This window comes from Hydrogenimonas thermophila, from assembly GCF_900115615.1.
Taxonomy (GTDB): domain Bacteria; phylum Campylobacterota; class Campylobacteria; order Campylobacterales; family Hydrogenimonadaceae; genus Hydrogenimonas; species Hydrogenimonas thermophila.
The window spans coordinates 45,416-67,735 of sequence record NZ_FOXB01000006.1 but is presented as its reverse complement, the minus strand read 5'-3'; the positions used below and the strand labels follow the sequence as shown (position 1 = coordinate 67,735).

28 protein-coding genes are annotated in these 22,320 nt (G+C 33.2%); 14 read left to right on the top strand and 14 right to left on the bottom strand.

Going from position 1 to position 22,320, the window contains the following annotated elements; genetic code table 11:
• Positions 1-27: 27 nt before the first annotated feature.
• Genes BM227_RS03570 through BM227_RS03555 form a run of 4 tightly spaced genes read right to left on the bottom strand, consistent with a single transcriptional unit; the run spans position 28 to position 2,907 of the window.
• Positions 28-642, bottom strand: a complete 615-nt coding sequence (locus BM227_RS03570; protein WP_092911271.1) for a DNA polymerase III subunit delta' — start codon at positions 640-642, stop codon at positions 28-30.
• A 1-nt stretch (position 643) separates the two neighbouring features.
• Complete coding sequence (locus tag BM227_RS03565; RefSeq protein WP_092911269.1) at positions 644-1,192, bottom strand: HobA family DNA replication regulator; 549 nt, start codon at positions 1,190-1,192, stop codon at positions 644-646.
• Positions 1,193-1,216: 24 nt separating this feature from the next.
• Positions 1,217-2,422: an aspartate kinase gene (locus tag BM227_RS03560; RefSeq protein WP_092911268.1), complete on the bottom strand. Its 1,206-nt coding sequence runs from the start codon at positions 2,420-2,422 to the stop codon at positions 1,217-1,219.
• On the bottom strand, positions 2,422-2,907 hold the full coding sequence (locus tag BM227_RS03555; protein WP_092911266.1) for an RNA pyrophosphohydrolase: 486 nt from the start codon (positions 2,905-2,907) through the stop codon (positions 2,422-2,424). Before BM227_RS03555 ends, BM227_RS03560 begins: the two co-directional genes overlap by 1 nt.
• A 34-nt stretch (positions 2,908-2,941) precedes the next feature.
• On the opposite strand from BM227_RS03555, the gene hemW reads away from it, so the two are divergent.
• The 6 genes from hemW to BM227_RS03530 all read left to right on the top strand — a co-directional run bounded on the left by hemW (position 2,942) and on the right by BM227_RS03530 (position 8,484).
• Positions 2,942-4,033, top strand: coding sequence for a radical SAM family heme chaperone HemW (gene hemW, locus BM227_RS03550; RefSeq protein WP_245757006.1), 1,092 nt, complete (start codon positions 2,942-2,944; stop codon positions 4,031-4,033).
• 61 nt (positions 4,034-4,094) lie between these two features.
• Positions 4,095-4,514 (top strand): Sec-independent protein translocase protein TatB, encoded by a 420-nt coding sequence (gene tatB, locus BM227_RS13285; RefSeq protein ID WP_092911265.1) that lies wholly within the window; start codon positions 4,095-4,097, stop codon positions 4,512-4,514.
• A complete protein-coding gene (gene tatC / locus BM227_RS03540) occupies positions 4,507-5,247 on the top strand; it encodes a twin-arginine translocase subunit TatC (RefSeq protein WP_092911263.1) in 741 nt (246 codons plus the stop codon). The genes tatB and tatC overlap by 8 nt, the downstream gene beginning before the upstream one ends.
• Before the next feature lie 4 nt (positions 5,248-5,251).
• Positions 5,252-6,277 (top strand): tRNA preQ1(34) S-adenosylmethionine ribosyltransferase-isomerase QueA, encoded by a 1,026-nt coding sequence (gene queA / locus BM227_RS03535; protein ID WP_177201977.1) that lies wholly within the window; start codon positions 5,252-5,254, stop codon positions 6,275-6,277.
• An 11-nt stretch (positions 6,278-6,288) separates the two neighbouring features.
• Positions 6,289-6,438, top strand: a complete 150-nt coding sequence (locus BM227_RS12705) for a hypothetical protein (protein ID WP_177201976.1) — start codon at positions 6,289-6,291, stop codon at positions 6,436-6,438.
• A gap of 204 nt (positions 6,439-6,642) precedes the next feature.
• Positions 6,643-8,484, top strand: a complete 1,842-nt coding sequence (locus BM227_RS03530) for a GGDEF domain-containing protein (RefSeq protein ID WP_092911262.1) — start codon at positions 6,643-6,645, stop codon at positions 8,482-8,484.
• Here BM227_RS03530 and ruvX read toward each other — a convergent pair.
• The gene (ruvX, locus tag BM227_RS03525; protein WP_092911260.1) at positions 8,478-8,879 is read right to left on the bottom strand and encodes a Holliday junction resolvase RuvX; all 402 of its coding nucleotides are present in this window, start codon (positions 8,877-8,879) and stop codon (positions 8,478-8,480) included. The genes BM227_RS03530 and ruvX overlap by 7 nt on opposite strands.
• Before the next feature lie 98 nt (positions 8,880-8,977).
• On the opposite strand from ruvX, the gene BM227_RS03520 reads away from it, so the two are divergent.
• Positions 8,978-9,358: a hypothetical protein gene (locus BM227_RS03520; protein WP_092911259.1), complete on the top strand. Its 381-nt coding sequence runs from the start codon at positions 8,978-8,980 to the stop codon at positions 9,356-9,358.
• Between the two features lie 3 nt (positions 9,359-9,361).
• Here the strand turns inward: BM227_RS03520 and BM227_RS03515 are convergent, their stop codons facing one another.
• The 3 genes from BM227_RS03515 to ilvC form a co-directional block, all read right to left on the bottom strand.
• Entirely contained in the window at positions 9,362-10,138 is a 777-nt protein-coding gene (locus BM227_RS03515; RefSeq protein ID WP_342707883.1) for a DNA-processing protein DprA, read from the bottom strand.
• 405 nt (positions 10,139-10,543) lie between these two features.
• On the bottom strand, positions 10,544-11,614 hold the full coding sequence (locus BM227_RS03510; RefSeq protein ID WP_092911256.1) for a divergent polysaccharide deacetylase family protein: 1,071 nt from the start codon (positions 11,612-11,614) through the stop codon (positions 10,544-10,546).
• A 41-nt stretch (positions 11,615-11,655) separates the two neighbouring features.
• Complete coding sequence (gene ilvC / locus BM227_RS03505; RefSeq protein ID WP_092911254.1) at positions 11,656-12,678, bottom strand: ketol-acid reductoisomerase; 1,023 nt, start codon at positions 12,676-12,678, stop codon at positions 11,656-11,658.
• Between the two features lie 166 nt (positions 12,679-12,844).
• Between ilvC and BM227_RS03500 the strand changes: the two genes are divergently transcribed.
• The 6 genes from BM227_RS03500 to rpsR all read left to right on the top strand — a co-directional run bounded on the left by BM227_RS03500 (position 12,845) and on the right by rpsR (position 17,927).
• Complete coding sequence (locus BM227_RS03500) at positions 12,845-13,660, top strand: HDOD domain-containing protein (RefSeq protein ID WP_092911253.1); 816 nt, start codon at positions 12,845-12,847, stop codon at positions 13,658-13,660.
• Positions 13,661-13,669: 9 nt separating this feature from the next.
• A complete protein-coding gene (locus tag BM227_RS03495; RefSeq protein WP_092911251.1) occupies positions 13,670-15,622 on the top strand; it encodes a ribonuclease R family protein in 1,953 nt (650 codons plus the stop codon).
• A 20-nt stretch (positions 15,623-15,642) separates the two neighbouring features.
• The gene (holA, locus tag BM227_RS03490; RefSeq protein ID WP_092911249.1) at positions 15,643-16,623 is read left to right on the top strand and encodes a DNA polymerase III subunit delta; all 981 of its coding nucleotides are present in this window, start codon (positions 15,643-15,645) and stop codon (positions 16,621-16,623) included.
• Between the two features lie 83 nt (positions 16,624-16,706).
• Entirely contained in the window at positions 16,707-17,090 is a 384-nt protein-coding gene (rpsF, locus tag BM227_RS03485; protein WP_092911248.1) for a 30S ribosomal protein S6, read from the top strand.
• Positions 17,091-17,108: 18 nt separating this feature from the next.
• Positions 17,109-17,630, top strand: coding sequence for a single-stranded DNA-binding protein (locus BM227_RS03480; RefSeq protein WP_092911246.1), 522 nt, complete (start codon positions 17,109-17,111; stop codon positions 17,628-17,630).
• 33 nt (positions 17,631-17,663) lie between these two features.
• The gene (gene rpsR, locus BM227_RS03475; RefSeq protein WP_092911245.1) at positions 17,664-17,927 is read left to right on the top strand and encodes a 30S ribosomal protein S18; all 264 of its coding nucleotides are present in this window, start codon (positions 17,664-17,666) and stop codon (positions 17,925-17,927) included.
• Positions 17,928-17,964: 37 nt separating this feature from the next.
• On the opposite strand, the gene BM227_RS03470 is transcribed toward rpsR, so the two are convergent.
• From BM227_RS03470 to BM227_RS03445, 6 genes are read right to left on the bottom strand one after another with little or no spacing between them, the layout of a single operon-like run.
• Positions 17,965-18,657 carry a class I SAM-dependent methyltransferase gene (locus BM227_RS03470; protein WP_177201975.1) on the bottom strand — a complete coding sequence of 231 codons (693 nt, stop codon included), beginning with the start codon at positions 18,655-18,657 and terminating at the stop codon, positions 17,965-17,967.
• Positions 18,647-19,264, bottom strand: a complete 618-nt coding sequence (gene hisG / locus BM227_RS03465; RefSeq protein WP_092911241.1) for an ATP phosphoribosyltransferase — start codon at positions 19,262-19,264, stop codon at positions 18,647-18,649. The genes BM227_RS03470 and hisG overlap by 11 nt, the downstream gene beginning before the upstream one ends.
• Complete coding sequence (locus BM227_RS03460) at positions 19,258-19,881, bottom strand: type III pantothenate kinase (RefSeq protein ID WP_092911239.1); 624 nt, start codon at positions 19,879-19,881, stop codon at positions 19,258-19,260. The genes hisG and BM227_RS03460 overlap by 7 nt, the downstream gene beginning before the upstream one ends.
• On the bottom strand, positions 19,868-20,206 hold the full coding sequence (locus tag BM227_RS03455; RefSeq protein ID WP_092911237.1) for a hypothetical protein: 339 nt from the start codon (positions 20,204-20,206) through the stop codon (positions 19,868-19,870). The genes BM227_RS03460 and BM227_RS03455 overlap by 14 nt, the downstream gene beginning before the upstream one ends.
• A 13-nt stretch (positions 20,207-20,219) precedes the next feature.
• Positions 20,220-21,233: a PQQ-binding-like beta-propeller repeat protein gene (locus BM227_RS03450; RefSeq protein ID WP_092911236.1), complete on the bottom strand. Its 1,014-nt coding sequence runs from the start codon at positions 21,231-21,233 to the stop codon at positions 20,220-20,222.
• The gene (locus tag BM227_RS03445; protein WP_092911234.1) at positions 21,233-21,835 is read right to left on the bottom strand and encodes a hypothetical protein; all 603 of its coding nucleotides are present in this window, start codon (positions 21,833-21,835) and stop codon (positions 21,233-21,235) included. The genes BM227_RS03450 and BM227_RS03445 overlap by 1 nt, the downstream gene beginning before the upstream one ends.
• Before the next feature lie 165 nt (positions 21,836-22,000).
• Here BM227_RS03445 and gatC point away from each other — a divergent pair, with 165 nt between their 5' ends.
• Entirely contained in the window at positions 22,001-22,291 is a 291-nt protein-coding gene (gatC, locus tag BM227_RS03440; RefSeq protein ID WP_092911232.1) for an Asp-tRNA(Asn)/Glu-tRNA(Gln) amidotransferase subunit GatC, read from the top strand.
• The last annotated feature ends 29 nt before the right edge of the window (positions 22,292-22,320 follow it).

The window sequence follows — 22,320 nt, the reverse complement described above, 5'->3', positions numbered from 1 at the left end:
TTTTAGTTTTTCTCTTTAAATTAGGCTCTATTTTCTCTTTCTCTCTAATAACTTCAAACATAATCGTGTAAGTACAAAATTAACAGGAGAACCCATGTCTAATAGGCGTATACTTTGTGAAAAGGCTTCTAACAACTCATTGTCAATACGATAATTGCTATTTTTCATAACCTCTTTTGCCAATGTTTCAACTATAACCTGTGCTTTTTTTGCATCAATGCGTCTATTTGATTGCAAAAAATCAAAAAGTTGCGATAAGTCAAGTTGTTCTAGGTCAATAGAGAGTTCAATCTGCTCTTTGCCAATCTCTTTTTCTACAATTGGAAGGCGAGAGCGAATTGTTGCCAATAGCCCAGATTTAAGAGGTGTCATTAAAATGAAATATGTTTTAGAAGGTGGCTCTTCAAAAACTTTAAGAAGTTTATTTTGGGCAATAGGCGTAAAACGATTAGCAGTTAAAACTATAACTTTCTCTTTATCACTTGTTAAATAGGCTTTTTGCTGACACTCTTTGGCATGCTCTACTAAAAACTCATCTGCATCTATACGATAGAAAAGATGTTCTGGAAAATCAACTTTTAGATTTTCATAAACTTCATCAAATCTATCGGTAATTATAATTTGAGAAGTCATTGTTGACATCTCATCCGCCCAAATCGATTTCAGCAAAAAGGGCTGCGCTTATTGTTTTGTCAAAAAGTCTAAAAAGTTGCAAAAGTTTTATATCTATCAACTCATCATATGAGCGTAATGTAAAGCTGTTTGTCATCTCTTCATCCATTACCCAAAGCAGTGACTCATCATTTCTTAATGCTATTCGAGCCTTTGGATGATCAGCTTTTCCAATGTACCAAAAAAAGTATCCTTGTGGATAGCTAAGATCAAGCATATCAAAAAGAATCTCGATATCTTGATCTTTCTTAATAGTATGAGCAAATGGATAGAGTGCATCAAATGAAAAAAAAGGCATAAGCGGACGATTTACACTTGGACGGTTTATATGATGAATAATATAATCTTCAAACCATCCATTTTGCTCATCTGTCAACAAAATTACCGTTTGTCCTTCAAGAATTTTTGAAACTGCATTACCGACAATTGGTGCCCAATCGTAACGACGCTCTTCAAGCCAACTCATCATTGTGTCATCGCTACGAATTGTTTCAAGTGTCCAAGTTAGCAAATCTTTCAAAAACTTAACCTCAGGCGTTTTAAATTATTTGTCTAGTTCATAAGCTTCGTGTAAAGCTCTGACTGCTAACTCTGAATACTTTTCATCAATTATCATAGAGACTTTAATTTCACTGGTGCTGATCATCTCTATATTAATTCCCTCTTTTGCCATTGTAGTAAAAGCTTTTGCAGCAACACCGCTGTGGCTCTTCATACCAACGCCGACAATAGAGACTTTTGCAACATCCTCTTTATACTCTATTTCACCAATGCTGCTGTTAAACTTTTCCATAACGGTTTTTACACGTTCAATCTCACTTTGAGGTACTGTAAAGTCAATCTCAGTTTTTCCATCAGCACCTATAGTTTGAACAATCATGTCTACATTAATAGCTTCATCTGCCAAAGCATTGAAAATTTCTGAAGCAATACCCGGACGATCTTCAACACCTTTAAGGCTGATACGTGACTGGTTTTTATCTAGTGCGATACCGCTTACAAGTGGTTTTTCCATAATATTCTCTTCCTTTGTAATCAATGTTCCTGGATTATCGTTAAAACTACTTCTGGTAACAAGGTTTACACCCATCTTTTTTGCCAACTCTACAGATCTATTTTGAAGTACTTTAGCACCAAGAGAAGCAAGTTCGAGCATCTCATCATAACTTATCTGATCCATCTTCTTAGCTTTTGGCTCAATGCGTGGATCTGTTGTATAGACACCATCAACATCTGTGTAAATTTCACACAAATCCGCACCCATTGCACCGGCAATTGCCACAGCTGTTAAATCGCTTCCACCACGACCAAGTGTTGTTACACGACCATCTTGATTAATACCCTGAAAACCTGCGACAACAACAATTTTTCCAGATGACAAAGCATTCCCCATAGGCTTTGGGTCAATGTGATCAATTCTTGCTGATGTATGAGTTGTATCTGTATATATACCTGCTTGACGACCTGTCATTGCAGTTGCAGGGTAGCCCATCTCATTAAGAGCAATACTCAGTAATGCACTAGTAACACGCTCACCTGAACTAAGCAAAAGATCCATTGCTTCTCTGTCAGGAGTTTTTGAAAAAAAATGTGCATACTCAATCAACTTATTAGTTTCGCCACTCATAGCAGAAACAACAACTATGACATCATGACCTTCATCTCTTGTCTTAGCAACACGTTTTGCAACATTAGCAATACGTTCAAGATCACCGACACTGGTTCCACCAAACTTTTGTACTATCAGCATTACAGATAACCTTTTTTTCTAAAATATTCCAGAACCCTTTTGTATACAGGTCGTTTGAAATAGGTAATATAGTCAAAAATTTCATTATACGGTACAAACGTATATTGTGAAAATTCTGGTTCAGCTGTCTGAAGATTTATCTTTGCTCCAGGTTTTAGACGAACCAGAAAATATTTCTGACGCTGCCCATCATAAGGGTACATCCTTTTTGCAATCATTTCCGGAAAGTCATAACTGACCCATTCAGGAAACTCACCGACTATATCGACCTCATTTGTGCCGATCTCCTCTTTCAATTCACGAAAAAGAGCCTCTTTGGGCGTCTCCCCCTTGTCAATACCTCCTTGCGGAAACTGCCAGGCATCTTTGACATCACTTCTAGAAGCAATGAAAAATTCCACTTTTTCAGGATATTTTGATGAAAGAATGATCGCTGCCACATTTGGTCGGTACTTTTTTACCTTTTTATCTTTTTGATCATTCATAATCTAATTCTTTATTTTGCGCTCTATTTTGGTTATGATTATAGAAAAAAATGCATTAAATATGGATAAATACTTACTTTATATACACATACCATTTTGTGACAGCAAATGCCACTATTGTAGTTTTAACTCTTATGTTGACAAGTTTGAACTTAAAGCTGCCTATATGAGTGCACTTCATAAACAGCTTTTACATGACTTAAAACATTATAATATTAAATTAGGTTCAATAGAGACTATTTTTATTGGTGGTGGCACACCTACTACTGTAGATTTTAATCTTTATGAGCCTATTTTTGAAACAGTTGCCCCATATTTGCAAAAAAATGCTGAAATAACTTCAGAAGCCAATCCAAACAGCACCTCTACAGAGTGGCTTAAAGGCATGAAAGGATTAGGTGTAAACCGCATAAGCCTTGGTGTGCAGAGTTTTTTTAATGATAAACTTAAACTGCTTGGACGTTCACATAAATCAAAAGATGCTGTCTTGGCAGTTGAAAGAGCTTACAGTGCCGGCTTTAAACGACTCTCAATTGATCTTATATACGCAACACTGCTTGATACTCCAAAACGCATTGAGTCTGAATTAGAGCAGGCTTTAAACTTGCCAATTGATCACTTAAGCGCATATGAATTGACAATTGAAGAGGGAACACCGTTTGAAAGTCGCCCTGAAGTACGAAAAGAGTCAATAGAACAAGCTCAAATCATATATGAAAAGATTTCTGCTACTGGATGGCAACAATATGAAATATCAAATTTCGGTAAATCATTTTGTCACCACAATATAGGCTACTGGGAGTATAAACAATATTTGGGAATTGGAAGCGGTGCAGTTGGACGAATTGGAAACCAGCGTCTATATCCACATAGAGAAATAGAACAATATATAAAAGAGCCTTTTTTTAAAAATATAGAAGAGTTAAAAAGTTATGAAATAATAGAAGAGAAAGTATTTCTCGGTCTTCGTAGTTTTGTAGGTATTAATGCTGATATTTTAAACAGTAGTATGAAAGAGCGCGCTGATATTTTACTTAAAGAAGGTAAACTATATAAAAAAGATAAACAATATTTCAATACAGACTATCTTTTAAGTGATGAAATTGCCCTCTTTATCCTCGGCTAATCACTTTTTTGATAGACTACAAACCATTTTATAAAAAACAATAAGTAAAAAGGGTCTGACAATGTTTGGCATGGGACTTAGCGAAATATTTTTTATTATTGTAATTGCCATACTGTTTCTTGGGCCAGACAAACTGCCCGATGCAATGGTACAGATAGCAAAGTTTTTTAAAAGTATAAAGCGTACTGTTAATGATGCAAAAAGCTCATTTGAAGAAGAGCTTAAAATAAGTGAGTTAAAGGAAGAGGCTTTCAGATATAAAAAGCAGTTAGATGAAGCTACACAAAAGCTTGAACGAGTCAGAAGCATGGATATAACTTCACTGGATGACTTAACTGAAACAGTTGAAGATGTTAAAAAATCTGAAAATAGACTTGAAGCTGAAGCTCAAGAGATTAAAGAGAAAATTGAGCCTAAACGAGAAGTAGTTACTTTTCCAAAGAAACCAAAGACCCCTTTAAAAAAGGATGACAATGTTTGATGATCTCAAACCGCATATTGCTGAACTAAGAAAACGTCTGGCATACTCTATTGGTGCTCTGTTTGTCGCTTTTTTTGTTGCTTTTTACTTTTATGAACCTATTCTTGAATGGATGACACTACCTCTTAAAGAGGTCCTTCCAGATGATTCATATATGATTGCAACAGGTGTACCAGAGGTATTTTTCACAGCTGTTAAAGTATCTCTTTTTAGCGGATTTTTACTGGCACTTCCATTTATTCTCTATCAGTTTTGGTTATTTATAGCCCCTGGATTATATGAGCATGAAAAAAAATATGTCTGGCCTTTTGTATTTTTTGCATCAGGTATGTTTTTTTTAGGTGCAGCTTTTGCATACTACATTGTAGTTCCTTACGGTTTTGCATTTCTTGTTAACTTTGCAGAGCAGATCGTTACTGTTGCACCTAAAATTAACGAGTATGTAGGCTTTTTTACAAAGATAATGATAGGATTTGGTATAGCATTTGAGTTACCTGTTATTACTCTCTTCTTGGCACTGCTTGGTCTTGTAGATGATCATACACTAAAAAGCTTTTTTAAATATGCAATTATTCTTATATTTGTTCTAGCAGCCCTCTTAACCCCGCCTGACGTAGTTACACAGTTATTGATGGCTATACCACTTATCATTTTATATGGTGTTTCCATACTGATAGCAAAAATTGTAAACCCATATAAACCACTTGATGATGAGGAAGAAGAGACTGAGTAGTATCGTGTCAAAAGAGTTAAAAACTGAAAGTTATGACTATACCCTGCCGCCGGAACTGATTGCTACAGAACCGGCAGAACCAAGAGACAGTGCAAGACTTCTTGTAGTAGATCGCAAAAGCGGAAAAGTCGCTCATACAATTTTTAGTGATATTTTTTCATTTCTTCCGCAAGAATCTGCAATAATTTACAATAATACAAAAGTGATTAAAGCTAGACTTTTTGGAAAAAAGTCAAGTGGTGGCAAAATAGAACTGCTGATAAACAAACAACTTGATGCTAACAGATATAATGTACTTATTAGAGGTAAAGTAAAAGAAGATACTCAACTGATATTTGATGAAAACCTTTATGCAAAAGTTTTACAACTTTGTGATGATGGTAGCAGAGTTGTAAGTTTTTACGATCAAAATGACAGATTGATTAAATTTGAAGAACTTCTACAACATCTTGACAGACTAGGACATATTCCACTGCCACCTTATATGCAGCGTGAAGATTCAAAAGAGGATGAAAAAAATTATCAGCCTGTATTTGCAAAATATGAAGGAGCCGTTGCTGCACCTACCGCATCTTTACATTTCACAGACAAGTTATTTGAAAAAATGCAGCAAAACTATACAACCTCTCCAATAACACTACATGTTGGAGCAGGCACATTTAAGCCTGTTGAGGCAGACATTATAACAGACCATCCAATGCATAGCGAATATTATGATATTCCTTTACAAACTAAAAAAATTATTGACTCAGACACTCCTATTACTGCTATTGGAACTACAGTAACAAGAACAATAGAGTATTATGCAAGATCAGGCAAACCATTTGGAGAGTGTGATCTCTTTTTACATCCTAAGAACAAACCAATTAGAGTAAACCATCTTTTAACAAACTTTCATTTACCAAAATCTACACTTATTATGCTGGTTTCATCATTTTTAGGGATTGAAATGACGATGAAAGTATATAATTTAGCTATAAAAGAGAGATACCGTTTTTATAGTTATGGTGATGCAATGTTGATAATTTAAAAGGATAGATTATGCCTGCAGAATTTTGGTGGAAAATAACAGCAATAATAATCATAGCAGTAAGTCTTATAACAACATTAATTTTAGAATTAAGAAAACCAAAAAGAGATCCAAATGAGAATCCTGATACTAAACGTATGAATGATATGTTGAAAGAGTGAATATAGTTGATTACAAACATTATTCTTACTTAACAAAATTAACTTATAGCTCTTTTTAAGCTCTTTTTGTTATAGTTAAACAAAATTTTTACAGGCTCTGCTTTAACTAAACTTTGAGCTTTTTGATTAATATTAATAAAATCAAATTGATTTTCTAACTAAAAATTACCAGCAAAATCAACGTTTACTCAAAGGTGATACCTAATGGATACTAATCGTAAACTTTTTCTTTTTACTACAACTCTGCTATTACTTTTTTCAATTGCAATTATGATAAATGCAGGAATAAACTTTAGACAGTATGCATATAAAAATGCAATTGAAAAATCAAAAATGACTGCTGAAATTGTTCGTGACGGACTTACTGCCCATATGATAAATGGCATTATGGACAAACGAGCTTTCTTTCTTCGTTCAATTGCAAATACAAAAGATGTTAAAAATCTTTGGATTATCCGTGCTAAAAGTGTAATTGACCAGTTTGGTGAAGGGCTTAGTAACGAACATCCGCGTGATGAAATAGATAGAAAAGTTCTTAAAACAGGTGAAGCTGTACGTAAAATTTTTGAAACAACAGATGTAGCAATTTTAAGAGTAACTATTCCATACAAAGCATCTGCATACAGTGAACCAAACTGTTTGGAGTGTCATAATGTAAAAGAGGGAGAAACCTTAGGTGCAATTAGTTTAGAGTTTGATATAAGTGATGTTCGTAAAGAAGGTATATTTACCCTGCTTAAAATTGCCGCTATTACTTTAGTATTTATTCTAATTGCTATGCTTGCTGTTAAAATTCTATTCAGACCTTACTTAGAATTTTTTAATAATCTTCAAGAGTCTTTAAAAAGAGCTCGTAATGGTGACTTTAGTCTAAAAGTTACTACTAATATTCAGACAAAAGATATTAGGCTTGTCGCTGACCTTTATAACCAGTTAATTGAAAAATTCCAAAATACAATAGGTACTATTGAACAAAAACTAGCAATTTTATTAAAAAATAGTCAAACAAACTGTTCTGATCCTCTTGAAAAATCATCTAATACTATTGATATGCTATCAAAAATTCATCACTTTAAAAATACTATTGAACTTGACAAATCACTACCTCAAATTTATAACAGAATTGCTCATATTATTCGTCAAATTATGGAAACTGAAAACTTTATTATTTACAATGTAGAAAGTAAAGATAATACAAGAGAAATAGCATATAGCAATCTTGACAAACCTGTATGTGAAGTTTCAACTTTTAAGAATGCTAGCAAATGTAGAGCTTTTAGAACTATGAATATTGTTCTTTCTGATCAATTCCCAGAACTTTGCCCTTATTTTTGCGGAGACTTCAAATATTATCACTGTATTCCTTATCAAGTTACAGAAAGCTTCAGTTTAGTCATTACTCTTTTAACTAATGACAAAAAACAAGCTGATCATTTTAAGCGACAAACTCCTACTCTTAATTACTATTTAGAAAATGCCAAGCCTGTTATTGAAAGCAAACTTTTAATGGAACAACTTCGTCAAAAATCTTTACATGATGGTTTAACAGGTCTTTATAATAGAAAATTCTTAGAAGAGTTTATTGACCAAGTTACTCATCAAGCTGAACGTCAAGAAACTAAATATGGTGTTCTTATGCTTGATATTGACTTCTTTAAAAAGGTTAATGACACTTATGGGCATGATGTTGGAGATAAATTCATAAAGCTTCTTGCCGATACTGTTAAATCTATTGTCAGAGATTCAGATATTGTTGCTAGATATGGTGGTGAAGAGTTTGTTGTTCTTCTTCATGAAAGTACTCCTGAAGGTGCTATTAAAGTAGCTGAAAAAATTCGTACTGTTTTTGCTGAAAAATCTATCTATATTAATGGTGAACATGTTAAAAAAAGCATCTCTATTGGTGTAGCTTTTTTCCCTAGTGAAGCTGAAACCATTAGAGAAGCAATCAAACATGCTGATGTCGCTCTTTATAAAGCAAAAGAGAGAGGTCGTAATCGTGTTATTGTCTTTGAACAATCTATGTTTAAAGAAAATAGCTACTGAGAAACTTCTTTTTTAAATAAAAATCTCTCCAATATAAGCTGGGCGGCAATAGAGTCAAGCCGTCCATCTTTCCGCTGACGAGTAACTCCTTTCATTCGCTCTGCAGCTTCTATACTACTATTAAATTCGTCAACATAGATTACTTCTCCATTAAAGTTAAGCAACCCTACAAAATGTTTTATTCGTCTTTGCATCTCTTCAGCACTTTTTCCATCTTTAGGAAAACCTACAACCAAGAGATCAATATTCCACTCTTTTAAAAAATTTGTTACATCAGTTGCAGCCTGTTTACGATTTTTTCTTAAAATTGGAGGTTGTGGAATTGCTGTTGAACCATCTACACATATTGCAGTTCCTATTCTTTTAAGTCCAATATCTATTGCAGCAATTTTCAAAACTAACCTTTATAGATTTATTTTATTAACTGAAACATTATCGAAAATGTGCTACAATGTCAAAGTATTTTTATATATAATAATATTGAGGTTATAGTATGGCAGTAGATATATTAGGATATAAAGAACTTTTAAAAGTTTTAGTTGAATACCAGATCACTCTTACAAACCGTCTTAAAAATGAAGGGTACGATCAATCCTTTTCAATCATATTAATACCATTACCAAACTGGAATGAAAAAAAACTAAGAGATACTGTTTTACCTCTTTTAAGAAATAGTGACAGACTATTTTATATAGAAGAGAATTTAATTGCACTTTTACCAAATACTGACTGGAATGGTGCACAAAAAGTACATGACACAATTGTAACTGCATTAAATTTAAAAGATATGGAAGATCGGGTTGTTGAGTATCCAACAGATGGAGAAAATGCTTTTACATTAATCAGTAATCTTTATGCAAAATTAGATAATTAAAATTTATAAAATAACAATGCGTCCATCTTTGACTGCTATAATACCTTCTAACTCTGCTTCAAATACTTTTTGACCAAATTTCTTCATAGCATCCTCATACGAGGGTGACTTTCTACAATATTGTATAAATGTATCTTCTTTTTGTGACTTACTTAAAACACCAAAACTACTTACAAACTTATCAATATCATATATTGCTTCAGCATCTTTAGACTCTAATAAAGCATTTGTACCTTTGCTCTCACCTAATCTGTGAGGAATTACAAATATTGGTTTTCCCATCTTTTTTGCATACTCTACACTTCTCATAGTTCCACTATTTAGATCAGCTTCTGCTACTATAAGGACTTCTCCCAAAGCAACAACCAATTCATTCCTAACTACAAAACTCCAAGGGGTAGCAATAAAATCTGGATCAAACTGACTTAAAACTAAGCCGCCTTTTGTCTCAATAGATTCTATTAAATTACTATTTATTTTAGGATATCTATGTTTTATTCCACAACCCATCACTGCAATTGTACTACTATAACCAGCACCATTGTGAGCAACTGCATCTACTCCCATAGCTGCACCACTTACAATGACAACACCTCTGCTTGCCAAAGATGAAGTAATTTGCATAACAATACTTTTGGTATATCCGCTTGGTCTTCTTGTTCCAACAACAGATACCTTTTGTCTATTCAATAAATCTTCATCCCCTCTATAATATATATGTTTTGGGTAACTCTTCATATATTTAAATTCTGTAATATGTTTATCTAATAAAAATGGCATCATTTTCCTAATTTTGTAATTAGTAACTTTTAATATATTATAGCCTTTTAATATAAATTTTAATATTTTAAAAGCTGAATATTTTCATATTCATAAATAATATATTAATAATTTTAACTTCTAACTATATCTTAAAACAATTATATTCCTAAAAAATATAGTGAATTACAAATCTTAATATTTTAAAGTTGATGGAAAGTTCTATAAAATTGAATTATTAAAATAATATAAAGTTCAAGGTTGTGATATTATCTCAATATTTTTCAATTAGCTATTTTTTTGGTAAAACCATAGCTTAAATTAGCGTTTTATTCATAAAATAATTAAATATCATTGCTGGAAAAATTGTAAATATATTTTGAACTTTTAAAAATAGAGTAGAAATTTAAACTAGTCTAGTAAAAATTAATTACTAAGACTATAATAAATTTCATCAATATAGACAACATCTACATTTTTCAAAATATTACCTGAACTGGCTAACGCTTTAAAAGTTATTGAATGTGGATGACCTATTGCTATTGCATAACCATGTTTTTTAGCTATTTTTACAGCTTTTCTTAATTGATTCTTTATGTAACCTATATCAGCTTTGTTATCAAGAAAAATATCTCTTGCTAAATATGGTTCATTGAAACTTTTGCATACCATAGGAACAACAGTTTTTGGAGTAGTTCTACTGTCTACAAAATAAAAACCATACTGTTTTGCAATTAAGAAAAATCTCTCCATTGAAATAATATCTGATGTAAAACGACTACCTGTATGGTTATTAATATAGTTAGCGTTTGGAAAAAGTTGACGTAATTTTTTTACTTTTGTATCAATTTGTGATTCACTACTTTGAACTTTTAAAGTACCATCCTCTTCGTACTTATAATTTAGTGCTTCCATAGGCAAATGAATCATATAATGTTGTAAGTTAGCAGCTAATTTAGAAGTATTTGGATGTCGCCTTGTAGGAGGAAAAATTGATGGGGTTATTTTCCACGGTAAAGATTTAATTGCTTTAAGTTGTGCTCTAGAACCAACATCATCTATAATAATAACCAATTTTGGTCTATCAGTTTTTATCTCTTTTTTTACAATTGATTTTTTTTGTCTGGTTGTGCTTTTCTTACTGTGTTCAGCAGCTTCAACATAATCTTTAATTTCTGACAAATCTAAAGATTTAGAGACTTTTTTAGGCTCACTTTTCTCTTTTTTTTCTAAAAAAGAAGAGGTATTATCTAACTTTTTTCGTAATTTTTCTAAATCATTTTTATACTGTTCTACCTGATTTTCATATGATTTTGAAGCTTTTTCTTTTCCTGCCTCATAACCTATCCAGCCTGCAACACCAGTAAAAAGAGCAATAACTAAAATAAGAATAAGACCAATTAGTACTATTGTCATAGCACTTTTGGACTTAGTACTTTTTTTCCTTTTTTTTACTACTGTTTTTCTGCTTTTTTGAGGAGATTTACGTTTTGTCATGGAGAATATATCTTTCGCACCAAAAGGTGCGAAAGCCTTTTTTAGTTAGTTTCTTGATCTACTATTTTGTTTGCTTTAATCCAAGGCATCATTGCACGCAAGCGTCGTCCTGTTACTTCAACTGGATGGTTGTGAAGATTTTTTCGCTCTGCATTCATACGAGGATAACCAGCTTGTCCCTCAAGAATGAAATCTTTTGCAAACTTACCATTTTGGATCTCTTTTAAGATCTCTTTCATAGCTTTACGGCTCTCATCATTGATAACACGAGGTCCGCTTACCATATCTCCATACTCTGCAGTATTTGAAATTGAGTATCGCATATCTTCGATACCACCTTCAAAAATTAGATCAACAATAAGTTTCATCTCATGCAAGCACTCAAAGTATGCCATCTCTTCAGGATACCCTGCTTCAACAAGTGTTTCAAAACCTGCTTGAATAAGAGCACTTACACCACCACAAAGTACTGCTTGCTCACCAAAAAGGTCAGTTTCAGTCTCATCTTTGAAAGTTGTTTCAATAATTCCAGTGCGACCACCACCAATTGCAGAAGCGTAAGATAGAGCCAACTCTTTTGTATTTCCACTTGGATCTTGCTCAACAGCAATCAAGTCAGGAATACCACCACCTTTAACAAACTCACTGCGTACAGTATGTCCAGGTGCTTTAGGAGCTACCATCATAACATTGATGTCAGCTGCAGGCTGAATGCGTCCATAGTGGATGTTAAATCCATGACCAAATGCAATTGTTGCACCGCTTTTTAGATTTGGAGCAATCTCATTTTTATATACAGCTGCTTGAGTCTCATCTGGAAGAAGAATCATCACAACATCTGCCTCTTTTACAGCATCTGCTACTTCAAGAACTTTAAAACCTTTTGCTTCTGCTTTCTTCCAGCTGCTTCCGCCTTTTCTAAGTCCAACAACTACTTCTACACCGCTATCTCTTAAGTTTTCTGCGTGAGCATGTCCCTGGCTTCCAAATCCTATCATTGCAACTTTTTTTGATTGAATTATAGAAAGATCACAATCTTTGTCATAATATACATTCAATGCCATATTGAATCCTTTTGGAAAAATTTTGGTGATTATATTCAAGTAGCGCTTTGAATCATATAAAAGATAAAAAAGTATTAGATTACTTTAATAAGCAAAATAGTTATCTTCTAATTCTTTAAGAATGCTTGGAGTACAATAAAAAGTTAAATTAGTTTGGAGCAATCTAATGGTTGAAAAAATAATTAAAAAAATAAAATCTCTTCCTCCTCTACCAGAAAGCATTCAAAGAGTTAGAGAAATATGTGAAGATCCAGAGGGAACAATTAAAGATTTAATACCAGTAGTAAAACAAGACCCAATGTTTACTGCAGATATTTTAAAAGCTGCTAATTCTCCACTATACGGATTCAGTAGACAAATAACATCAATTGATCAGGCAGTTTCACTGTTTGGAATGGGTACAATTCAGGGTTTTGCCGTCTCTTATGCTATGCGTAAAAACTTTCCTATGGATCTTTCAACATATGGAATATCATCAAATAACTTTATGACTGTTTCAACTATGCAAAATGCACTAACAAGTTTGTGGGGAAAATCACAAGTTACTGCACATAATGCAGAAATGGTAACACTATCTTTACTTATGGAGCTTGGTAAACTGGTAGCTGTCATAGTTTTAAGTGAAGAAAATAAAGCTGACGAGTTTCAGTCAGAAATCTCAAAAGCTAGAACTTTTAATGACATTTTAACTATTGAAAAGAAGTTTTTATCTATTCCTAGTGAATGGATTGTTGCGCTTATGTTCAAACACTGGAAATACAATGAAACAATGATAGATATTATGCAAAATATTGTTAATCCTAAAAAAGCAGATGATAAAATAAGAAAAAATACACAAATTTTAAGAGTAGTCAAAGAAGCTCTTCCTTTAACATCTCCTCTATCGGAAGAGAGTATTCAAGCAGCATATGAAAAAGCTGAAGAGTATGGGCTAGATTCTCAAAACTTGAAAAAAGCAATTGAATCATTAAAAACAAGTTAAAGAAAAAAAATGAAATCTTTTCTAACCCGCATTGCAAAAGGTGCATACAAAACTGACATTGAAAAAGAGTATAAGCCACTACTTGAAGAGCTATTACGTGAGCGTATTGTCAAAGAGATTGGTGAAAAAGTACAACTAGACTCAAAATATCGTGCGGGAATAGTAGACTTACTTCCATCTGGAACTGCATTTTTAGAGCTAATTGGAGCAAAAGGAAGAGATCTTCTCATAGAGTTTCAAAATTTAAATGGTGCAAAAAATGGTGATTATGTAATTGTAAAACGTATATTTGGTAAACCTGGAAGACCAAGTGCAAGAGTAGTAAAAGTAGTTCAGCCTGCATTTGTATATGCTGTAGGTTATATAAAAAGTACTGAGTCAGGTCTACAGCCATTTCACATTAAAACAGACCTTCCTATGGAGCTTAAAAGTTCTATAGAAAAACTCTCAGAACATACTGTTTTTCAAGTAGACAACCGTACATCTGAAATTACTCAAATTTTAGGAAATCTAAATGATCCTAAGGTTGATGAAAAAATATCTTTGGCTATATTCAACAAACAAGAGCAATTTAGCAAAGAGGCTGAAACAGAAGCTTTAAGCTGGGGAGACAGTGTAGATGCATCGCTATATCCTGATCGTACAGATCTAAGACATTTACCATTTTGTACGATAGATCCGGTTGATGCAAAAGATTTTGATGATGCAATATACTGGGATGAAAAAAACCATACTCTTTATGTTGCTATTGCTGATGTAAGCAGCTATGTTACACCAGATTGTGCTATAGATAAAGAGGCAAGAAGCAGAGGATTTTCAATCTATTTTCCGCATAAATCTATTCCAATGCTTCCAAGAGCTTTAAGTGAAAATATCTGTTCACTTAAACCTAATGTTGACCGACTTGCATATGTTTGTAAACTAGAGCTTGATATTGAGACATTAAATGTAAAAAAACATAGTTTCTTTGAAGCTATCATACGCTCAAGAAGACGCTACAACTATGATGAAATTGATGCTTACCTTGAAAATGGCATAGAGTCTGCAAAAGAGGACGACAAAGAGACGCTATCTTTTATTTTTCCACTTAAAGAGATAACTGATAGATTACGTGCTGAAAGACTAAAACGAGGATACGATTTTAGATCAACAGAAGTTAGAATGACACTTGATGATGATCAAAACCTTATTTCAACACGTATGGAATCTTCAACCCCTTCTCATGGTCTCATAGAAGATTGTATGCTTTTGGCAAACAAAGCTGCTGCAGAACATTTTGATTATGGAATTTTCCGCGTTCATGAGCCTCCAAGTCCAGAGAGAATTGAAAAACTGGTTGATGAACTTGGCAAAATTGGAATATTTGTTGACGAGAGTGAAAGCGATTTTCACTCACTTGTATTGGCTCTTCAAAAAGAGGCTAGAGAAAAAGGTGTAGAACCTTATGTAGATCAGCTTATCATTCAAACACAAAAACAAGCAGGTTACAGTGCAGAAAACATAGGTCACTTTGGGCTTGGTTTTGAACGATACACCCACTTTACATCTCCAATAAGAAGATACTCTGACCTTACTCTTCATAGACTGCTTAAAGCTATACTAGCAAATGATGAGAAAAAAAGAGAGTATATATTGCGAAATATTGAACCTCTGTGCATAAAAATAAGTGAACTTGAGCGTGAAGCAACCCGTGTTGAGTGGGATTTTATGGCAAGAAAATATGCAAGATGGGCTGATGCCAACAGAGATACTACACTGCATGCAGTTGTCATAGAAGCATCACAAATTCCAGCAGCAACAACTGATAAAGATATTTTAGGAATGAGAATTTTTTGTGATAAAAGTGATCTTCTTTTATTTGATCGTATTGAAGCAAATGTTAATACTGTCCATTTAGCTCAAGCAAAAATATTTGTCCATGTAGAGTCTACAAAACACCTTTTCGATAATGATGAATTTTGAATGTTTTATGGTAAATAGAGATGTATAAGCGTGAATTTGACCAGCTGTTAAATTCTGGAACACTACCTAAATCTGTAATGCTTTATGGAGAGAATGAATATTACATAGAAAGTAGTATAAAGAAAATTATTGAAATTAGTGGGGCTGGTGATTCCATTTTAAAACTATATTATGATGAGTATGATTTTCAAAAAGCAAAAAACTGGTTATCTCAAAGCTCACTATTTGGTGATGTAAACTTTCTTTTGGTAAAAAGTGATAAAAAGATTCCTAAAAAAGAGTTGACACAATTGATTGAACTTGCTTTCCGAAATGAGACAAACTACTTTGTATATGCTTATACCGGAAGCGAATTTAAAACCCTAACATCTGCCTTTGCAAAAAAGATGAATGCTGAACATGTACGCTTCTTTCAACCAAGTTTAAACGAAGCAGTAACTATAATTAAAGAACACGCACAAAATTTAAATATTCAGATTGATAGGTACGCCATAGAGCATCTACTTATGGCTTTAAATATCAATCTTTCAATGGCTTTGAATGAACTTGAAAAACTATCTATTTTAAATAGTCCTATAAGCTCAAAAGAGATTGATGAACATATATTTTCCCTTGCTCCAATGGCTGTTAATGAGTTTCTCTTTTCACTATTTTCAAAAAAGCCATTAACAGATATAATTAATCAAATAAGTAAACTTGGCGAAGATGAATTTGCTCTGCTTAGACAAATTCAATATTTTACAAATCAACTTTTTTTATACCATATCTACATAAAGCTACACGGTACACCAAATGCAAAAGAGATCTTAGGATATTCACCTCCAAAGCATGTAGTAGAAAGATATGCAAAATTAGCTATAAAAACTCCTATGGATGTTTTTGAAAAAGTTTTTGATACGCTAGCAGAAGGTGAGATTGCAATAAAAACAGCAGGCAATTCAAGTCAAAAAGAGACACTTTTGTTTTCAATATTAATAAAAATTAAATCTTTTTTAGGATAGAATCGCGATGCTCTTTGCTCTTTCTTCTTGATTTAAACAAGAGGAGAAAACCAAAAGGGCTAATACCATAAGGAGAACATAAAATGACAAGACATTACGAGACACTCTTCGTAGTCAAACCAACATTGACAGAAGAAGAAATTAAAGCTCAAATCGACAACGTTAAGTCGATATTGGAAAAGAATGGTGCTGAAATTGCAGCTACTTTTGACTGGGGAATGCGTAAACTAGCATATGAAATAGAGAAAAGTCCTCGCGGATACTACTATGTAATTTATTATACTGCTCCAAGTTCTCTTATCAAAGAGCTTGAAAGAAACTTCCGCTATAATGAAGAAATTATTCGCTTCTTAAATGTTAAATATGAAAATAAAAAAGAGATTAATGCTTGGCAAAATCTTGTAAACAAAGCAGGTGCAGCAAGTGCTAAAAAAGAGGCTGCTCAAACTGCAGGTGAGTCTGCATAATAAATTTAAGGCTATTTGATGTTCAATAAGGTAATCCTGATCGGTAATCTAACACGAGATGTCGAGCTTCGCTATCTGCCAAGTGGACAAGCACTTGCTAAATGCGGCATTGCTACAAATAGACGCTTTAAAGACTCTAGTGGCATGCAAAAAGATGAAACTATGTTTATCGATTTTACTGTCTGGGGTCGTTCAGCTGAAATTGCAAATCAATACCTTAGAAAAGGCAGTAAAGTTCTGATAGAGGGACGATTAACACTTGAGCAGTGGACTGATCAGAATGGGCAAAAAAGAAGTAAACACTCCATTACTGTTGAAAATTTAAAAATGCTTGACAGAAGAAGTGATAGTGAGCAAGGGCACCAAGGTGGTACAGGATATGATCAGGCTGCACCTACATATAATCAACCGCAGTCAACATATGCACAACCTGCTGCTCAACAGCAATATCAAGCCCCTGTGCAACAACAAACACCTGCACAACAACCGGTTCAGGAATTACCAACAATTGACATTGATGAAGATGATATACCATTTTAAATATTAATACGATTATAGAAAAAGGAAAACACCATGGCAGAAAGAAGAAAATATTCAAAACGCTACTGCAAATACTGCGAAGCAAAAGTTGAGTTTATTGACTATAAAGATTTAAACAGCATCAAAGCATCTCTATCTGAGAGATATAAAATTATGCCTCGCCGTTTGACAGGAAACTGCAAGAAGCATCAAGAGATGGTTGAAAAAGCTATTAAACGTGCTCGTGCTGCAGCATTAGTACCATATGTTGTAGACCACAAGCGCGTTATTCCTAATCCATTCGAAGAGATTAAGTAACCAAGAAGATCCCGCTTTTTGCGGGATCAAACTAAACTCATGCTTCTCGCTTAAAAACTAACACCTCTTTGTCAGCAATATCTGCATACATTTCAATAGGATAACTCTGAACAAGAACTAACCCTCCAAGATTTGCCAACTTTTCAGTTTCATGATAGTGTTGAACTATTGTGTCATTTGACTTTCTATAGCATCCACTGTTCTCTTCTTCAAAAAGAGTCAAATTTGTTGTGAGTATTCCATTATCAAACACTGAATCCAATGTTACAAATCTTTTTTCATCTTCCCTTATAAGAGAGCCTTGTGCAACCTCTTCAAAACCAAATAGTGTATTTATATCAGCAATAAATATACCACCAGGTTTTAGTACCTTATAAACACAGCCCATAAACTGCTCTAAAGTTTCAAAGTCAAGGTAGTTCAAAACATCAAATACAGCAGTAGCAACATCAAAGCTTTCTTTTACATCACATAAATCTTTTGCGTCAGCATCTAAACCTAAAAGTTTGGCACGTTCTACCATTGTTTTACTTAAGTCTATGCCATAAACTCTGCTTAACTCCATATTTTGTGAAAGACGCTTTAAAAAAGCACCACTGCCACATCCTATGTCTATCAAAGTATCTGGATTCCAGCTTTTCAAAAGCTCTATATAAAAATCATAAAGACCCTCTATACTCTCTTCAAAACCTAAAATAGGTTCTATTTTTGCATAAAGCTCAAGACCCACGTACAACCTTTTCCATTTGGGTATAAAGCTCCATAATTTCACTCTTCTTTGCAAGAAAACTATGCTTATTTGCTATTAGGTGTGCACTAGACTCCATAATTGTTTCAGCAACTTTTAGACCATTCTCTTTCATAGTTGTACCAGTCTCTACAATGTCAACTATAGCATCAGCAAGACCAACTAAAGGTGCAAGTTCAATTGATCCATAAAGCTTTATTACTTCAACACCCATAGCTTTTTTACTGAAATAATTTCTAGTAATGTTAACCATTTTAGAAGCTACTTTCATTTGTGGCTTGCTCCAATCTAGCTCATCATCTTCTCGAATACCAACCGCAACTTTGCATTTGCCAATTCCAAGGTCTAAAAGTCTTATGATATCAAGCCCCTGCTCTTCTATAACATCTAATCCTACAACCCCAATATCTGCAGCTTGATGAGCCACATATGTCGGAACATCCTGATTTCTTACCAGCAAAAAACGAAATGCTCCCATATCAAGAATCAATTTCCTTGACTCAAATTTAAACTCATCACCAAAAATTGTTTCAAAAATTTCCAGTGTCTGTTCTGCAATTCGCCCTTTTGGCAATGCAACGGTTAGCATCCGCTCTCCTTTATCATTTTTTTCATCCCTTTAAAAACAATCTCTTCATCAACTTCAGCATCAGGGAAGAGTGAAGATAAAATTTTGGCATCTCCTCCTGTTAAAACAACTTTTCTATTTTGAGCAAAAGTTTTAACTAAACATGCAATAGGAGCAAATATGCCAAAGCTTACAGCTTCAGTTGTGTTTTGAGGCAATTTACTTACATCTACTAAACTGTTCAATGAAACAGTTAATCGCTCTGATATATTTGTATAACATTTCAACTGAGCTTTAATACCAGGCCAAATCCAACCTCCAAGATGTTTGCCATCTTCTACAACATCAACAGTAATGGCACTTCCAGCATCGATCACTACTCCATTCTCTATGCCTAAACATGCAGCTATACGATCAATACCAAGCCCTTTATATGAAGTTTTTAAAAAATTTTCGTCTTTAACTTCTATCCATTTTAAAGATAATTTTTTTATCTTATTGGTAATCTCTTGATTAACACTTATAAAATATACTTTTTCATTTTTAAAATGTTCTAAACCTTCATTATGGGTAAAGTGTAGAATTTCATTACCACTATAAAAATGCATTCTTGTATTTCCAATATCACATAGAAGCATTATTTATGACTTTCCATCCCTCTTGCACTAAAATAGCTTTTGCCTTGGAACAAAGAGGTGCATTTATCAAAGCTATATTTATCATAATCGCATAACCACAGTAGTGTTCAATTCTTTGCTTAATATCAAGCCACTCTTTAACATCTTTTTGCAGTACCCTACTCTTGCGATTAACTACAAAAAGAAGAAAATAGCGATTTTTTGTATCAATTCCATGATAAACACCTATACGTTTTCTACTACCGATCACTTGAAGAGAAAATGGTTCAAATCGTTTAAATATAAATCCATTTTGCCTTAATGGTTCTAGTATAGTTTTTATCATTCCTAAAACCTGCTTATTGCTGATGTAATTTAAAGAAATATTTTTCGTAATAAAATGTATCTTTTGTTGAATAGAACCAATTCTCAATTTCATCAGGAATTTCAAATATATTTGCACTTGCCAAATTTAAATCTAAAGCAATAATATACCCCTCTTTTTCAACAACATAGATAAACTCCCCATAAATAGCACCTACGAAATGTGCAAAAGGAAGCTTCTTTTCTGCTAATATTTTCAGACTCTCATCACACAGATATATTGTTCCATCTTTGCTTAAAATATATATACCATCTTCAACAAATAACACATCACTAATCTCTATATTTTGAGCATCCATAATTTTAGGACTTACAGATATTATACGATGAGGAGTAGCGGCAACAAGACGATTGCCTATTACTTTAAGGAATATGATATTATTAAAATCTTCACCTTTTCCTACAATTATTTCACGTACTCTTTTTCCCTCTTTTTTTCCCATTATTACCAATTTACCATCTAAAGTTGGAACTAAAATTAAATCAGCAAGCATCATAGGGTTTGCAATACGAATATCTGCACTTATTGCCTTGTCAGATTGATACTTGGAAACTATTTTTTGCTCTTTAAAATCATATATTCCATAACTGTTACCTTCCAATACAAAAGCCAGTTTTGTTGTATCTGGTATAAACATTGCTGCAACAATGCGTCTTTTAAGATTGAGCTTGATTACTTCATTTGTCTTTTTATTAAAAACAATATTTGGCTTACAATCACTGGCAGCTACTACTAAATCATTGTAAGAATTTATAAAACGGTAATCTTTTGGTAAATGGTAGTTTTGCAATCCTTTTTGAGTAATAACTTGACCATTTTTAAGAGTTGCTCCGCTATAACCAACTTCAACTATCTCTGCAGGTAACTCACCATCATACTGTATACGACCCTTAATATCTTCAGGCTCGAAATAGTGTTTTTCACTACATCCGCTCATAAAAAATAGAAGACTAAATGCCAAAAACGCTATTTTGATTTGAAAGTTCATTAGTTCCCTTTTATCCCATAATGTTCCAACATCTTTGCAACTGGTTTTACAGATGATGTTTCTTGTATTTGAGCAAGTCTGCTTTTTGCTTCATCTACTTTACCACTCTTTAATAGTAAATAAGCTTCATCAAATAGCGCCAAATCTTTTAGCAATGAAGTGCTTTTAAGACGATAGTCTTTAATTTGCGAAAGACTGTTTTTAAATATAGCTACATGATACTTTGCCAAATCAGAGATAGTTTCATCTTTACTGTTTACTAATTCTTCTAATTTTTTTATGTCACCGTTTGTAGTTGCTTCTTTTAATATATATAGTTCATATAAAGAAGGATTGTACTCTTTTAAAATTTTCAGTGAACTACTATCTGACGGATTACTTTGCAATTTAATCAATGCACTATTTGCCTTCAAAAGATGCTGCTCTTTAACATACTCCATAACACCATAACCTATTCCTCCTATTACAACTGAAATAGATAGTGCCAAAATTGCCAACCTATTTTTTTTGTAAAAACGTTCAACTTTAATCAAACCTTCAAGAAGCTTTTCATCTTGTGTAAGCTCCTCTTTTACAAATTCTACTTGCTCTTTTATGCTCACATTAACTCCTAAAAACTGCTCTTAAACTTTAGTTCGATATCATAACAAAACTAAAGTTAAATAAGGCAAAACGTATAAAAAATGATTTTGTGCTTGCTCTCTCTTTGAGTTGCTTGACATTATCAGCATTTTGCAGTTTTTAAAATATTATTGAAGGAATGGAATATGAAATTTGATGATGCAATGCTACAACGACTAGAAAAGCTCTCTATGTTAAAGATAGAAGATGAAAAGAGAGAAGAAATGATAAATGAACTTGAAAAAATTGTAGGTTTTGTAGAAGTTCTGGGTGAACTTGATACAGAGGGGCTTGATCCATCTTTTAGAACACTTGAATGTGGCACTCCTATGCGTGAAGATATTCCTAATGAGAATGCTGAAATTAAAAAAATAATTATAGAGAATGCACCAAAAGTAAAAGATGACTATTTTGTAGTACCGAATATAATTGAGTAAATATACAAATCCGTTTCAGGAATAAATAT

Excerpts from the sequence above, each read along its gene's own strand:
- BM227_RS03570 (WP_092911271.1), bottom strand. The coding sequence starts at position 642 with ATGTCAACAATGACTTCTCAAATTATAATTACCGATAGATTTGATGAA.
- BM227_RS03560 (WP_092911268.1), bottom strand. The coding sequence starts at position 2,422 with ATGCTGATAGTACAAAAGTTTGGTGGAACCAGTGTCGGTGATCTTGAA.
- BM227_RS03555 (WP_092911266.1), bottom strand. The coding sequence starts at position 2,907 with ATGAATGATCAAAAAGATAAAAAGGTAAAAAAGTACCGACCAAATGTG.
- hemW (WP_245757006.1), top strand. The coding sequence starts at position 2,942 with ATGATTATAGAAAAAAATGCATTAAATATGGATAAATACTTACTTTAT.
- tatB (WP_092911265.1), top strand. The coding sequence starts at position 4,095 with ATGTTTGGCATGGGACTTAGCGAAATATTTTTTATTATTGTAATTGCC.
- tatC (WP_092911263.1), top strand. The coding sequence starts at position 4,507 with ATGTTTGATGATCTCAAACCGCATATTGCTGAACTAAGAAAACGTCTG.
- BM227_RS12705 (WP_177201976.1), top strand. The coding sequence starts at position 6,289 with ATGCCTGCAGAATTTTGGTGGAAAATAACAGCAATAATAATCATAGCA.
- BM227_RS03530 (WP_092911262.1), top strand. The coding sequence starts at position 6,643 with ATGGATACTAATCGTAAACTTTTTCTTTTTACTACAACTCTGCTATTA.
- BM227_RS03520 (WP_092911259.1), top strand. The coding sequence starts at position 8,978 with ATGGCAGTAGATATATTAGGATATAAAGAACTTTTAAAAGTTTTAGTT.
- BM227_RS03515 (WP_342707883.1), bottom strand. The coding sequence starts at position 10,138 with ATGCCATTTTTATTAGATAAACATATTACAGAATTTAAATATATGAAG.
- BM227_RS03510 (WP_092911256.1), bottom strand. The coding sequence starts at position 11,614 with ATGACAAAACGTAAATCTCCTCAAAAAAGCAGAAAAACAGTAGTAAAA.
- ilvC (WP_092911254.1), bottom strand. The coding sequence starts at position 12,678 with ATGGCATTGAATGTATATTATGACAAAGATTGTGATCTTTCTATAATT.
- BM227_RS03500 (WP_092911253.1), top strand. The coding sequence starts at position 12,845 with ATGGTTGAAAAAATAATTAAAAAAATAAAATCTCTTCCTCCTCTACCA.
- BM227_RS03495 (WP_092911251.1), top strand. The coding sequence starts at position 13,670 with ATGAAATCTTTTCTAACCCGCATTGCAAAAGGTGCATACAAAACTGAC.
- holA (WP_092911249.1), top strand. The coding sequence starts at position 15,643 with ATGTATAAGCGTGAATTTGACCAGCTGTTAAATTCTGGAACACTACCT.
- rpsF (WP_092911248.1), top strand. The coding sequence starts at position 16,707 with ATGACAAGACATTACGAGACACTCTTCGTAGTCAAACCAACATTGACA.
- BM227_RS03480 (WP_092911246.1), top strand. The coding sequence starts at position 17,109 with ATGTTCAATAAGGTAATCCTGATCGGTAATCTAACACGAGATGTCGAG.
- rpsR (WP_092911245.1), top strand. The coding sequence starts at position 17,664 with ATGGCAGAAAGAAGAAAATATTCAAAACGCTACTGCAAATACTGCGAA.
- hisG (WP_092911241.1), bottom strand. The coding sequence starts at position 19,264 with ATGCTAACCGTTGCATTGCCAAAAGGGCGAATTGCAGAACAGACACTG.
- BM227_RS03460 (WP_092911239.1), bottom strand. The coding sequence starts at position 19,881 with ATGCTTCTATGTGATATTGGAAATACAAGAATGCATTTTTATAGTGGT.
- BM227_RS03455 (WP_092911237.1), bottom strand. The coding sequence starts at position 20,206 with ATGATAAAAACTATACTAGAACCATTAAGGCAAAATGGATTTATATTT.
- BM227_RS03450 (WP_092911236.1), bottom strand. The coding sequence starts at position 21,233 with ATGAACTTTCAAATCAAAATAGCGTTTTTGGCATTTAGTCTTCTATTT.
- gatC (WP_092911232.1), top strand. The coding sequence starts at position 22,001 with ATGAAATTTGATGATGCAATGCTACAACGACTAGAAAAGCTCTCTATG.